At 60.4% G+C, this 13,888-nt stretch carries 9 protein-coding genes; all 9 read right to left on the minus strand.

All coding sequences use genetic code 11. The features are described from left to right. Position 1: 1 nt before the first annotated feature. Positions 2-547: a type II secretion system protein N gene (locus ACVWYU_RS06740; protein ID WP_248915268.1), complete on the minus strand. Its 546-nt coding sequence runs from the start codon at positions 545-547 to the stop codon at positions 2-4. 7 nt (positions 548-554) lie between these two features. Continuing rightward, a complete protein-coding gene (locus tag ACVWYU_RS06745; protein WP_457372286.1) occupies positions 555-1,103 on the minus strand; it encodes a cytochrome b in 549 nt (182 codons plus the stop codon). Positions 1,104-1,177: 74 nt separating this feature from the next. Beyond that, positions 1,178-2,644 (minus strand): N-acetylglucosamine-binding protein GbpA, encoded by a 1,467-nt coding sequence (gene gbpA, locus ACVWYU_RS06750; protein ID WP_457372287.1) that lies wholly within the window; start codon positions 2,642-2,644, stop codon positions 1,178-1,180. A gap of 295 nt (positions 2,645-2,939) precedes the next feature. Continuing rightward, positions 2,940-4,007 carry a uroporphyrinogen decarboxylase gene (gene hemE, locus ACVWYU_RS06755; protein WP_090328253.1) on the minus strand — a complete coding sequence of 356 codons (1,068 nt, stop codon included), beginning with the start codon at positions 4,005-4,007 and terminating at the stop codon, positions 2,940-2,942. Between the two features lie 246 nt (positions 4,008-4,253). Further along, positions 4,254-5,672, minus strand: coding sequence for an FAD-dependent oxidoreductase (locus ACVWYU_RS06760; protein ID WP_090328250.1), 1,419 nt, complete (start codon positions 5,670-5,672; stop codon positions 4,254-4,256). Positions 5,673-5,705: 33 nt separating this feature from the next. Next, positions 5,706-10,151, minus strand: coding sequence for a glutamate synthase large subunit (gene gltB / locus ACVWYU_RS06765; protein WP_247257832.1), 4,446 nt, complete (start codon positions 10,149-10,151; stop codon positions 5,706-5,708). A gap of 349 nt (positions 10,152-10,500) precedes the next feature. Continuing rightward, positions 10,501-12,105: an AAA family ATPase gene (locus ACVWYU_RS06770; RefSeq protein WP_457372288.1), complete on the minus strand. Its 1,605-nt coding sequence runs from the start codon at positions 12,103-12,105 to the stop codon at positions 10,501-10,503. A gap of 10 nt (positions 12,106-12,115) precedes the next feature. Next, positions 12,116-13,216: a 3-dehydroquinate synthase gene (aroB, locus tag ACVWYU_RS06775; RefSeq protein WP_090328241.1), complete on the minus strand. Its 1,101-nt coding sequence runs from the start codon at positions 13,214-13,216 to the stop codon at positions 12,116-12,118. Between the two features lie 152 nt (positions 13,217-13,368). Then, positions 13,369-13,887 (minus strand): shikimate kinase AroK, encoded by a 519-nt coding sequence (aroK, locus tag ACVWYU_RS06780; protein ID WP_090328238.1) that lies wholly within the window; start codon positions 13,885-13,887, stop codon positions 13,369-13,371. Position 13,888: the final 1 nt, after the last annotated feature.

Genomic DNA, 13,888 nt, shown 5'->3' on the forward strand with positions numbered 1-13,888 from the left:
ATCACTCTGACGGCCCGGCAATCGGGCGTAGATAACGCGTAGAAATAACGGAAGGCTGTGCATCGACGGACGATTCGAATGGGCGCAGCAATCGCGCGGCAGGTGGTTGCAGCATCAACCGCTCCTCGCGCCCCTTGTTCCACAACACCACTTGATTGGCCTCGACGCGGCGCAGAACACTGCCACCGGGCAAGCGATCGCCCACTTGATACATGCGCGAGCCTTGGGCATCCGCCAGCAAGGCACGGGACAGGCCACTGCTGACGACGAAGCTGGCCTGCAGGGTCAGCGGTTCGGCACTGGCGAGCAGCGCGGTTTGGGTCGTCAAGCCGAGCACGGTGGCCACAGCGGTGGCATCGAGCGGCACATGGGTTGGCGCAGGGCTTGGCGGGGCCAGTGTCGGTGTCGGTGTCGGTTGAGCCAGGTGCTCGCGAAAGTGCCGCTCGTGCCCTATCAAGAAAATGCTGTAGCCCACTGGCAGGGCCAACAGGCAGACAGCGCCCAAGCGCGAGCCGAAGCGCGTGCCCACATGCAATGAAAATTTCACGGCCGGCTCACTCGAGCAGCTCATTCGAACGATTAGCGCATCGCCTGAACGACATTCGCCGCAATATCCGGTGGCCGCGGACCTCGTGGACGATCACCGCCCCAACATGCAGCGCAATCAACCCGGAAAGAACCACACAGGCCCAGACGTGAATCTCGACGAACTGCGCGATGAGTTTCGGATCACTGAGCGGTGGCGTAATTTCGATCAGCCTGAATACATCGATGGGGCGATCCATCATCAACACACCGGTGACCAGCACAACACTCACCGTGAGATAGATCAGCACGTGAGCGAACCACGCGAGCTTTTCTCCAAGCGATAATGTGTTCAGGTGCTTGCAACGGGTGTGAGCGAAAAAAATACACAACCGCCAGACAAAAAAAGGAATGAACACCGTAGTCAGCGACACGTTGAAGAAGGCGACCCAGTGTTTCAGTGATACGGACACCCCGTTACCCGCCACATAAAACCCGGATATCAAGGTCCACACGATGATGGCTGCCGACACCCAGTGCAGCAGCACGCGTTTTTTGGAGTAACCCAAAACCTTCATTGCCAACTCGACTTTCAACAGGAGGCGAACTTCAGGCGACCCCTTGCAGGTCGCCTGAAGTCATTCGGGAGGACTTAAAGCTTGTTCCACGCCATGTGCCAGTGCGCACCTACGCCAGGCTCATAGCCGTTGGCGGACGGGCTGAATTGCTTGCAGTAGCCCGACTCCGGGAACGGCTTGCATTCAAAGACTTCGTTGGTCTTTGGCTGCAGCACTTTGGTACCGGCGGTGTAGCCGCTGATGCCTTCCGGGAACACGAAGTCATAGTCGGCACCGGCGCCTTCACCGGTCAGCTGGGTGGACTGGGTGTCCTGGCGAGTGGTCCGGCCATCCAGGGTGGTGCCCACCAGTGTCAGGGTGTGTTTACCCGGGTTGCTGCGCACATCCAGGGTCAGCGATGTCGAACCGCTGTCGACCTGTGCCGAAGTGGAGCCGACCAGCTTGTTGTGCTCGTCGTGCAGGGTCGCCTCGACGTTCATCTTGCGGTTGGAAATCATGCTGAACTCGACTTTGGCCTGGCCTTTGTCCAGTACGTATTCCGCCTGCTGTGACGCCACCGACATGCGCGCGGCAGCGTCTTCCCTCATGTCCAGCTGCACTTCGTAGCGGATGACGCCGCTTTCTTTCTGCGCATACAGGCTGTTGTTGCCCTTGACCGGCTCAATCGCGCCGTTTTCATCGCGAACGCCAGCCCGGACCAGTGTATGAGCCTTGTTGATGGCTTCGGCAAGCTTGAACGACCAATTGATTGGCGAACCTTCTTCGGCGTTATCGATAGAGATTTCAACGCTGTAGTTCGAGCTCTCGCCATTGGCGGAGAAGGCACGGGCCTTGACCTTGTCACCCGCCAGCAATGAGGTCGAAGGCGCGATGCTGCCCACCGAAGACCAGCCGCCCGGCAACTCAGCCTCGGCAATGATGTTCACGTCCGCTGCGTTGTAAAACGCCGCATCGGTATCACCGACGGTCCAGATCGCCAGAATCACGTGGTGGCCGGTTTTGTCGGCGGGGATGTTGCAATTGTGCTTGTCGGTGTTTGACGGCTTCTGATTGCCGCCGTCGATGGTGCAGAACGGTGTGCTTTCGAAGGTGGCGCGTTTCAGCGCTTCATTCGGGTTCCAGTTGTTGCGGGTAATGAAGTACTCGTGCTTGGTGGCCGGGTGTACGGCCGTGTAATGCCATTGGAAATCGATGTTGCGATCCTTGATTTCCGTCAGGTGCCAACGCGTGGCGGACTGAGCGTCCATGGCAGAGAACAGCGAGTGACCGCCACTCGCGATCTTGCCGTCGACGGGGCCCTGCAAAGGAGCACCGCCGATACCGGCCGGAAAGCCCTTGAAGGTTTCGCCAACACTTTGTGGCTCGTATTGCGCACCGCCACAGTTGGTGTTCAAGCCTTTCTGGCAAGCCAGTGCACGGGAAGGCGGTACTTCCAGATAGCCGTGAGCGGAGGCGCTTTGAGACGCCAACATTGCCGATAACAGGATCATTGAGGAAGTGCAGGCAGCCAACGCACTTCCCTTATAAGACGTATTTTTCATCAAATGAATTCCAGACTACTTATCGAAGATCAAGACGCGCAGAACAGGCGCCGATTTTTGCGACATTGCTCAGCGAGGGGCTGGGCAAGGGTCCGAAACCTTACTTGGATAAATTCGTTTTCTATGTAGGGAAAATCGCTGCTTAACGCAGGATCAGTCTCTATAAGCCTCTGTCCGACAAAGAATGAAAAAGCTCTTACAAGAAACTTCCCCCTCACTAAACGCAAAGTTGAAAGACATAAAAAAAACCTGTCCGGCACCAGGCCGGACAGGCTTCTGATCATTGCAGAATCAATTACTCGTGATACTGCGCCGACAACTCATGCACCGCGCGCAGGAAGGCACCCGCGTGTTCCGGGTCGACTTCCGGCGTGATGCCATGACCGAGGTTGAACACGTGACCACTGCCCTTGCCATAACTGGCGAGAATGCGCCCGACTTCGGCGCGGATCGCTTCTGGCTTGGCGTAAAGCACGGTCGGGTCCATGTTGCCCTGCAGTGCGACTTTGCTGCCGACACGCTCACGGGCGTTGCCGATGTCGCAGGTCCAGTCCAGGCCCAATGCATCGGCGCCGGCATCGGCAATGCTTTCCAGCCACAGGCCACCGTTCTTGGTGAACAGGATCACCGGCACCTTGCGACCTTCGTGCTCGCGGATCAGGCCGCTGACGATTTTGCGCATGTAGGCCAGGGAGAATTCCTGATAGGCCGCCGCCGACAGGTTGCCGCCCCAGGTGTCGAAGATCTGCACCGCTTGCGCACCGGCCATGATCTGGCCGTTGAGGTAGCTGGTGACCGACTGCGCCAGCTTGTCCAGCAGCAGGTGCATGGCTTGTGGGTTGTCGTAGAGCATGGCTTTGGTCTTGCGGAAGTCTTTCGACGAGCCGCCTTCGACCATGTAAGTCGCCAGGGTCCATGGGCTGCCGGAGAAACCGATCAGCGGCACACGGCCGTTGAGTTCGCGGCGGATGGTGCTAACCGCGTCCATCACGTAGCCCAGGTCTTTCTGCGGATCGGGAATCGGCAGGGCTTCGATGTCGGCCAGGGTGCTGACGACTTTCTTGAAGCGCGGACCTTCGCCGGTTTCGAAGTACAGACCTTGGCCCATGGCATCGGGGATGGTCAGGATGTCGGAAAAGAGGATCGCCGCATCCAGTTGTGGATAACGATCGAGCGGCTGCATCGTGACTTCGCAAGCGAACGACGGGTTCATGCACAGGCTCATGAAATCGCCGGCCTTGGCACGGCTGGCGCGGTACTCCGGCAGGTAGCGACCGGCCTGACGCATCATCCACACGGGCGTGACGTCTACGGGTTGCTTGAGCAGGGCGCGAAGGAAACGGTCGTTCTTCAGGGCAGTCATGTCGGCATCCGGAAAAAAAGTGCGGGCATTTTCTCAGAGCCGGACGCAAAAGGCACGGATGCAGGTCAGCCTTTTGTCTATCGGGTCAATTTGTCGCAATGAAATGCAGGCTTTGCAGCAGCACAAAACACTGTGGGAGCTGGCTTGCCGGCGATGCAGACACCTCGGTTTGTCAGGTAGACCGAGGTGATGCTATCGCTGGCAAGCCAGCTCCCACAGGTATTGCAGTGCTGTGTCTAACGAAGCTTAGACGCCCAGGTAATCCAGGATCCCTTCAGCCGCCGTGCGACCTTCGAAGATCGCCGTCACCACCAGGTCGGAACCGCGGACCATATCGCCACCGGCGAAGATCTTCGGGTTGCTGGTCTGGTGTTTGTATTGGCCCTGCTCAGGCGCTACCACGCGGCCCTGGCTGTCGGTCTGGATGCTGAACTGTTCGAACCACGGCGCCGGGCTCGGGCGGAAACCGAAGGCGATGACCACGGCATCGGCCGGGATGATCTCTTCGGAGCCCGGGATCGGCTCAGGGCTGCGACGGCCACGGGCGTCCGGTTCGCCGAGACGGGTCTCGACCACTTTCACGCCTTCGACCTTGTCTTCGCCGACGATGGCGATCGGCTGACGGTTGTAGAGGAATTTCACGCCTTCTTCCTTGGCGTTCTTCACCTCTTTGCGCGAGCCCGGCATGTTCGCTTCGTCACGACGATAGGCACAGGTCACCGACTTGGCGCCCTGGCGGATCGACGTACGGTTGCAGTCCATCGCCGTGTCACCACCGCCCAGTACCACGACCTTCTTGCCTTTCATGTCGACGAAATCTTCCGGCGACTTTTCAAAGCCCAGGTTGCGGTTGACGTTGGCGATCAGGAAGTCCAGCGCGTCATACACGCCCGGCAGGTCCTCACCGGCAAAGCCGCCCTTCATGTAGGTGTAGGTGCCCATGCCCATGAAGACCGCATCGTATTCTTCGAGCAGTTGCTCCATGGTGATGTCCTTGCCCACCTCGGTGTTGAGGCGGAACTGGATGCCCATGCCGGTGAAGACTTCGCGGCGATTGCTCAGCACGGTCTTTTCCAGCTTGAACTCGGGGATACCGAAGGTCAGCAGACCGCCGATTTCCGGGTTCTTGTCGAACACCACCGGGGTCACGCCACCGCGCACCAGCACGTCGGCACAACCCAGGCCCGCCGGGCCCGCACCGATGATCGCGACACGCTTGCCGGTCGGCTTGACCTTGGACATGTCCGGGCGCCAACCCATGGCGAACGCGGTGTCGGTGATGTACTTCTCCACCGAACCGATGGTCACCGCGCCGAAGCCGTCGTTGAGGGTGCAGGCACCCTCGCACAGACGATCCTGCGGGCACACCCGGCCGCAAACTTCCGGCAGGGTGTTGGTCTGGTGCGACAGCTCGGCGGCCTGGAGGATGTTGCCCTCGGCCACCAGTTTCAGCCAGTTGGGAATGAAGTTGTGCACCGGGCACTTCCATTCGCAATACGGGTTGCCGCAACCCAGGCAGCGGTGGGCCTGGTCGGCCGACTGCTGGGGTTTGAACGGTTCGTAGATTTCCACGAACTCTTTCTTGCGTTGACGCAACAGTTTCTTCTTCGGATCCTTGCGCCCGACCTCGATGAACTGGAAGTCATTATTCAGACGTTCAGCCATTGTTAAAACCTCATCAAACTCTTCAGGCGCATATCACTGCGGGTTGGCACGGGTGCTGGAAAGCAACGATTTCAGGGAGGCAGCCTTGGGCTTGACCAACCAGAAACGGCGCACGTAATCGTCGAGGTTTTCGGCGAGTTCACGACCCCACTCGCTGTCGGTTTCCTCGACGTACTCGTTCAGCACGCGCTGCAGGTGGCTGCGGTAGGCTTCCATCGCCTCGCCGCTGATCCGCTGGATTTCCACCAGTTCGTGGTTGACCCGGTCAACGAAGGTGTTGTCCTGGTCGAGCACGTAGGCGAAACCACCGGTCATGCCAGAGCCGAAGTTGTAACCGGTCTTGCCCAGTACACAGACGAAACCACCGGTCATGTACTCGCAGCAGTGATCGCCAGTGCCTTCCACGACGGTGTGGGCACCGGAGTTACGCACGGCGAAACGCTCACCCGCGGTGCCGGCGGCGAACAGCTTGCCGCCGGTGGCGCCGTACAGGCAGGTGTTGCCGATGATGGCACTGTCCTGGGTCTTGTAGACGCTGCCCTTCGGCGGAACGATGACCAGCTTGCCACCGGTCATGCCTTTGCCGACGTAGTCGTTGGCATCGCCTTCCAGGTACATGTTCAGGCCGCCGGCGTTCCACACGCCGAAGCTCTGACCGGCAGTCCCTTTGAAACGGAACGTGATCGGTGCGTTGGCCATGCCCTGGTTGCCGTGCTTGCGGGCGATTTCACCGGAGATCCGCGCGCCGATGGAACGGTCGCAGTTGCAGATATCCAGGGCGAATTCGGCGCCGCTCAGGTCGTTGATCGCCGAGGTGGCCATGTCGACCATTTTCTCGGCCAGCAGGCCCTTGTCGAACGGCGGGTTACGGTCAACGCCACAGAACTGAGGCTTGTCAGCCGGCACGTGATCGCTGCCGAGCAACGGGGTCAGGTCCAGGTGATGCTGCTTGGCGGTCTGCCCTTCGATGATTTCCAGCAGATCGGTACGGCCGATCAGCTCTTCGAGGGAGCGCACACCCAGTTTGGCCAGCCACTCACGGGTTTCTTCGGCGACGTAGGTGAAGAAGTTGACCACCATGTCGACGGTGCCGATGTAGTGATCCTTGCGCAGCTTCTCGTTCTGGGTCGCAACGCCGGTGGCGCAGTTGTTCAGGTGGCAGATGCGCAGGTATTTGCAGCCCAGGGCGATCATCGGCGCGGTGCCGAAGCCGAAGCTTTCAGCGCCGAGGATGGCCGCCTTGATCACGTCGAGGCCGGTTTTCAGGCCGCCATCGGTCTGTACCCGGACTTTGCCGCGCAGGTCGTTGCCGCGCAGGGTCTGGTGGGTTTCGGCCAGGCCGAGTTCCCACGGGGCGCCCGCGTATTTGATCGAGGTCAGCGGCGATGCACCGGTACCGCCGTCGTAGCCGGAGATGGTGATCAAGTCCGCGTAGGCCTTGGCCACACCGGCGGCGATGGTGCCGACGCCCGCTTCAGCCACCAGCTTCACCGAAACCAGCGCTTTCGGGTTGACTTGTTTGAGGTCGAAAATCAGCTGCGACAAGTCTTCGATCGAGTAGATGTCGTGGTGTGGCGGCGGCGAAATCAGGGTCACGCCCGGCACTGCATAACGCAGCTTGGCGATCAGACCGTTGACCTTGCCGCCCGGCAGTTGACCGCCCTCGCCCGGCTTGGCGCCCTGGGCAACCTTGATCTGCAGCACTTCGGCATTGACCAGGTATTCCGGGGTCACACCAAAACGGCCAGTGGCGACCTGCTTGATTTTCGAGCTCTTGATGGTGCCGTAGCGCGCCGGGTCTTCGCCGCCTTCGCCGGAGTTGGAACGCGCACCGAGGCGGTTCATGGCTTCGGCCAGGGCTTCGTGAGCCTCCGGCGACAGGGCACCCAGCGAGATACCCGCGGAGTCGAAGCGCTTGAGCACCGATTCCAGCGGTTCGATTTCGCTGATGTCCAGCGGCGTGTCGAGGGTTTTGACTTTCAGCAGGTCGCGGATCATCGACACCGGACGGTTGTCCACCAGCGACGTGTATTCCTTGAACTTGCTGTAGTCGCCCTGCTGCACGGCGGCTTGCAGGGTGTTGACCACGTCCGGGTTGTACGCGTGATATTCGCCGCCGTGGACGAACTTCAGCAGGCCGCCTTGCTGGATCGGCTTGCGCGGGCTCCAGGCTTCGGTGGCCAGGGCTTTCTGCTCGGCTTCGATGTCGACGAAACGCGCACCCTTGATGCGGCTTGGCACGCCACGGAAGCTCAGGTTGCAGACTTCCTCGGACAGGCCGATGGCTTCGAACAACTGCGCACCACGGTACGACGTGATGGTCGAGATACCCATCTTCGACAGGATCTTGAGCAGGCCCTTGGTGATGCCTTTGCGGTAGTTCTTGAACACCTCATAGAGGTCGCCCAGCACTTCACCGGTACGGATCAGGTCACCCAGCACTTCATAAGCCAGGAACGGATAAACGGCAGAGGCACCGAAACCGATCAACACGGCGAAGTGATGCGGATCACGGGCGGTCGCGGTTTCCACCAGGATGTTGGAGTCGCAACGCAGGCCTTTTTCGGTCAGGCGATGGTGCACCGCGCCAGTGGCCAGGGAAGCGTGGATCGGCAGCTTGCCCGGGGCGATGTGACGGTCACTCAGCACGACCTGGGTACGACCGGCGCGCACGGCTTCTTCAGCCTGATCGGCAACGTTGCGGATCGCCGCTTCGAGGCCGACGCTTTCGTCGTAGTTCAGATCGATGATCGCGCGCTCGAAGCCCGGACGATCGAGGTTCATCAGCGAGCGCCACTTGGCCGGGGAAATGACCGGCGAGCTGAGGATCACGCGCGAGGCGTGTTCCGGCGACTCCTGGAAAATGTTGCGCTCGGCACCGAGGCAGATTTCCAGCGACATGACGATGGCTTCACGCAGCGGGTCGATCGGCGGGTTGGTCACCTGCGCGAACTGCTGGCGGAAGTAGTCGTACGGCGTGCGCACGCGCTGGGACAGCACGGCCATCGGCGTATCGTCGCCCATGGAGCCCACGGCTTCGTAGCCTTGCTCGCCGAGCGGACGCAGCACCTGGTCGCGCTCTTCGAACGTGACCTGGTACATCTTCATGTATTGCTTGAGCTGATCGACGTCGTAGAACGCCGAACCGTGGTCGTTGTCTTCCATGGTCGCCTGGATGCGCAGGGCGTTCTTGCGCAGCCATTGCTTGTACGGATGACGAGACTTCAGGCGGTTGTCGATGGCATCGGTGTCGAGGATCTGACCGGTTTCGGTGTCCACGGCAAAGATCTGGCCTGGGCCCACACGGCCCTTGGCGATCACGTCTTCAGGCTGGTAGTTCCAGACGCCGATTTCCGAGGCCAGGGTGATGAAGCCGTTCTTGGTGGTGACCCAGCGCGCCGGACGCAGACCGTTACGGTCGAGCAGGCACACCGCGTAGCGACCATCGGTCATGACCACGCCAGCCGGGCCGTCCCACGGTTCCATGTGCATCGAGTTGTATTCGTAGAACGCACGCAGATCCGGGTCCATGGTCTCGACGTTCTGCCACGCTGGCGGAATGATCATCCGCACGCCACGGAACAGGTCGATGCCACCGGTGACCATCAGCTCGAGCATGTTGTCCATGCTGGAGGAGTCGGAACCAACGCGGTTGACCAGCGGGCCGAGTTCTTCCAGGTCCATCAGATCGTTGGTGAACTTGGTGCGACGGGCCACGGCCCAGTTGCGGTTGCCGGTGATGGTGTTGATCTCGCCGTTGTGCGCCAGGAAGCGGAACGGTTGAGCCAGCGGCCATTTCGGCAGGGTGTTGGTGGAGAAGCGCTGGTGGAACACGCAAATCGAGGTTTGCAGGCGCTCATCGCTCAGGTCCGGATAGAAGGCGGTCAAGTCCGCCGGCATCATCAGGCCTTTATAAATGATGGTCTTGTGGGAAAAGCTGCAGACGTAGTGATCGACGTCGGCGGCGTTGGCCACGGACGAGCGACGACGGGAGGTGAACAGCTTGACGGCCATGTCCTGATCACTCAGGCCTTCACCGCCGATGAACACTTGCTCGATTTGCGGCAGACGCTCAAGGGCCAGGCGGCCGAGGACGCTGGTGTCGATCGGCACTTTGCGCCAGCCGACCAGCTGCAGGCCGGCGGCCAGGATCTCGCGGTTCATGTTCTCGCGAGCGGCTTCGGCTTTGACCGGGTCCTGGTTGAAGAAGACCATGCCCACGGCATATTGCTTGGGCAGGTCGACGCCGAACGTTTCCTGGGCGATGGCTCGCAGGAACACGTCCGGCTTTTGAATCAGCAGACCGCAACCGTCACCGGTCTTGCCGTCGGCATTAATCCCACCGCGGTGGGTCATGCAGGTCAGGGCCTCGATGGCCGTTTGCAATAGGGTATGACTGGGCTCGCCCTGCATGTGGGCTATCAGGCCGAAACCGCAGTTATCCTTGAATTCATCTGGTTGGTACAGACCTGCTTTCATAGACACTTTCTCACCAGGCTGCCTCTTGTCGAGGCAAATTTCTTTTCAATTCAACCACTTACCATCCACGCCGAACGTGCGCCGGCTTTGCGGGGGCAAAAGGGAGGTCATTGTACACACCGACACTTAGCCTCACAAATTTGACGACGAAATGTCGCAAATCCATGTCGCATTTGTGAAAGGTTTAAAGCGATCTGCTGTGCTAGTCAAAACTTTTTTAATTTTGACCGCAACGACTCAAAGACTACTGTGACGCAGACACCACAAGGCACGCGGCCTGTAGAGACTGCGCGCACTTGTAGAATTTTGAGGTGCTTGGAGAGGCGGCCTGGGTAAGGCCGCCGAATCTTCAGCGAGTTGTTGCCAGTTCCTGTTGGACGCTGGCGACAGTGCGAGGCCAAGGTTTACCAGCCTGAACCTTCGCTGGCAAGGCCTTGATGGCGGAAACGGCTGCATCACGATTGGCGAAACTGCCGTAAGTGATCACATAGAGCGGCTTGCCGTTGAGGACTTTCTTGAAGTAGCGGTACTCGCCGCCCTGCTCCTTGACGAAGTTTTGCGCAGCCGCTTCGGAGCTGGTGCCGAGGATCTGCACAACGTAGTTGCCCGGAGCCTGGCCTGCATACCAGGTGCCACCTGCAGCCTTGGCCACGGCGGCTGGTTTCTCGGCCGGTTTTTCAACCGGCTTGGCCGCTGGCGCGGCTTTGGCGACCGGTGCCGGAGCAGGTGCAGGCTTGGCGGCCGGAACAGGCGCTGGCTTGGCGGTAGCGACCTGAGTCGGCGCCGGCGTTGGCTTGACTGCTGGTGTCGGCGCAGGGCCGGCAGGCACGCCCGCAGGCGGCGCGGTGGTGGTCACGGTCGGCGGCGTGGCGCTTGAGCCTTCGACCGGCACACCGTCATCACCCTCGGTAATGCCTCCCGCCGCTTCGGCCAGCGGGCCGCGCATGACCGGCTGCGAATTACCGACCAACGGCAATGGCATCGGCTGCGTGTTGCCGGCGAATTCGACGGCCGGCGCGCCGCCATTGGCTTGCGGCTTGCCCTGGCCAAGTGGCAATTGCGCCTGTTCGTTGGCAGGCGCCCCCGTGGTCGGCGCTTTGTTGCGACCCGGCATCAACCAGGCGGCAGCTACCGCGACCACAACGACGGCGGAAATTGCCAATACGTGCTTCTTCGGCATATTGAACCCCATACTTGGACGCTTGACCGCTGTGCGGCTGGCAATCATGGCTTCGATCATGGCATCGCGGGCGACCTGGTTGATGTTGCCAGGCCAACCGTCAGCGCTTTCATGAATATCAGAGATCTGATCCGCGGTAAAAAGTTCGATACCCCGGCCGGCACCTTCGAGACGCTGCTCCAGGTATTCGCGCGTTTCCTCTACGGTGTAAGGCTGCAGTTCGATGACGTGGAAGCGCTCTTCCTCGAGGCTCAACTGCTCCAACTGGGCAATCAGCGACGACTCGCCAAACAGGAACACATGGGGGCGACCTTCCGGCGCGCCAGCCGCCAAAGCCATCAAGGCTTCCAGCGCGGACTCGTCGAGTTGTTCGGCGTCATCCACCAGCAGATAGACTTCCTGACCGGTGAGCGCCAGTTGCACCACCTGAGCCAGAATTGAGCCGATCTCGGCCTGGGCAACGTCCAGCGCCTGGGCGACCTGTCGCAAGATGCCTGCCGAATCGCCGGCGCCACGGGCGGAAACCACCACGCTCTGCACCGACTGTTTGTTGGTGCTGGCCACCAGGGCCTGGCGCAACAGGGTCTTGCCACTGCCTTGGGGACCTGTGACGACCAGCAGCAACTGGCTGTAACGCGCCAGGTGGTGCAACTGCCCCAGCACCGGTTTGCGCTGGGCCGGGAAAAACTTGAAGCCAGGCACCCGTGGAGCAAAAGGGTCATGACTCAACTGGTAATGGCCGAGGAAAGCCTCGTCCGCATGCAAACTAGTCATCGCGATCTTATTAACCTTTAAGCTGAGCCAGGGCGCGGTAATCCGCTCCCAGCGTGGCCTGTAAAACCTCTTTCGGATAATCGTCGGTCACCACTGCTTCGCCCATTTGGCGCAGCAGCACCAGGCGCAAACGACCGTCGATCACTTTTTTATCAATTGCCATGTGTTCGAGGAAATCAGCTTCAGTCATCTCTTGCGGCGGGATGACCGGCAGCCCGGCGCGCTGGAACAGGCGAATGCCGCGGTCGCGGTCCTGTTCGCTGATCCAGCCCAGGCGCGCGGACATTTCCAACGCCATTACGGTGCCCGCAGCGACGGCCTCACCGTGAAGCCAGACACCATACCCCATGTGAGTTTCGATGGCGTGGCCGAAGGTGTGGCCCAGGTTCAACGTTGCGCGCACGCCGGTCTCTTTCTCATCGGCGCCGACCACGGCGGCCTTGGCTGCACAGGAACGCTCGATGGCGTAGGTCAGGGCTTGCTGATCCAGGTTGCGCAGGCGATCGACGTTGTCTTCGAGCCAGGTCAGGAACGGCTCATCACAGATCAGCCCGTATTTGATGACTTCAGCCAGGCCGGCGGACAGTTCACGGGCCGGCAGGGTCTTTAGGGAGGCCGTGTCGATGAGCACGACATTCGGCTGATAGAAGGCACCCACCATGTTCTTGCCCAGCGGGTGGTTGATCCCGGTCTTGCCGCCCACCGAGGAGTCGACTTGCGACAGCAATGTGGTCGGAACCTGAATGAAATCGACGCCGCGCTGGTAGCAGGCGGCAGCAAAACCGGCCATGTCACCGATCACACCGCCACCGAGGGCAATCACCGTGGTACGACGATCGTGCCGCGCGGTCAGCAGGCCGTCGAAGATCAGTTGCAGGGTTTCCCAGGTTTTGAAGGCTTCGCCGTCGGGCAGCACCACGGAAATCACCGAGAACTGCGCGAGGCTGCGGGTCAGACGTTCGAGATAGAGCGGCGCGACGGTTTCGTTGGAGATGATTGCCACTTGCCGTCCGCGAATATGCGGGGCCAGCAGCTCAGGCTGATCCAACAAACCTTCGCCAATATGAATCGGGTAGCTGCGCTCGCCTAGATCGACCTTGAGTGTCTGCATGTGTCCCCACAGTGAAGATGGAATCAGGCGTTCCGCCTTGAGTTAACGAATGTCCACGGCCTTTGCAGTTATTGACGCCGTTGGGTCGCCGTTCGCCACAACCTTGAGCGGTTGTGGCAGGACGCCGAGGATAGCGCATTTCGCTCTGCGCATTAACGGGGAGGCAGCTGCTGCAAGCGTTCGAGGATATCGAGCACGACCATTCGTGGCGGTCGCTCATCGGTTTCCACCACCAGATCAGCGATTTCCCGATACAGCGGATCGCGGATCGCCAGCAGATCACGAAGGGTCTTGGCCGGATCGGCGGTGCGCAACAAGGGCCGATTGCGGTCGCGCGACGTGCGACCGACCTGCTGCTCGACAGAGGCATGCAGATAAACCACCCGCCCACCGGCGCGCAGAGCCCGACGATTGGCTTCGCGCATCACTGCACCGCCGCCGGTCGCCAGCACCACGCCATCGTAATCGCACAGTTCGGCAATCATTGCCTCCTCGCGGTCACGAAAGCCCGGTTCGCCTTCTTTATCGAAGATCCATGGGATATTGGCGCCCGTGCGTAATTCAATTTCCTTATCGGAATCTTTGAATGGCAAGCGCAGCTCTTTGGCCAGCAACCGGCCGATGGTGCTTTTTCCAGCGCCCATCGGTCCTACAAGAATCAAATTTCGCACA

Source organism: Pseudomonas sp. TE12234, from assembly GCF_054061835.1.

What these genes read in the sequence shown, in the direction of transcription:
- ACVWYU_RS06745 (WP_457372286.1), bottom strand. Translation starts at nt 1,103, where the DNA reads ATGAAGGTTTTGGGTTACTCCAAAAAACGCGTGCTGCTGCACTGGGTG.
- gbpA (WP_457372287.1), bottom strand. Translation starts at nt 2,644, where the DNA reads ATGAAAAATACGTCTTATAAGGGAAGTGCGTTGGCTGCCTGCACTTCC.
- hemE (WP_090328253.1), bottom strand. Translation starts at nt 4,007, where the DNA reads ATGACTGCCCTGAAGAACGACCGTTTCCTTCGCGCCCTGCTCAAGCAA.
- ACVWYU_RS06760 (WP_090328250.1), bottom strand. Translation starts at nt 5,672, where the DNA reads ATGGCTGAACGTCTGAATAATGACTTCCAGTTCATCGAGGTCGGGCGC.
- gltB (WP_247257832.1), bottom strand. Translation starts at nt 10,151, where the DNA reads ATGAAAGCAGGTCTGTACCAACCAGATGAATTCAAGGATAACTGCGGT.
- ACVWYU_RS06770 (WP_457372288.1), bottom strand. Translation starts at nt 12,105, where the DNA reads ATGACTAGTTTGCATGCGGACGAGGCTTTCCTCGGCCATTACCAGTTG.
- aroB (WP_090328241.1), bottom strand. Translation starts at nt 13,216, where the DNA reads ATGCAGACACTCAAGGTCGATCTAGGCGAGCGCAGCTACCCGATTCAT.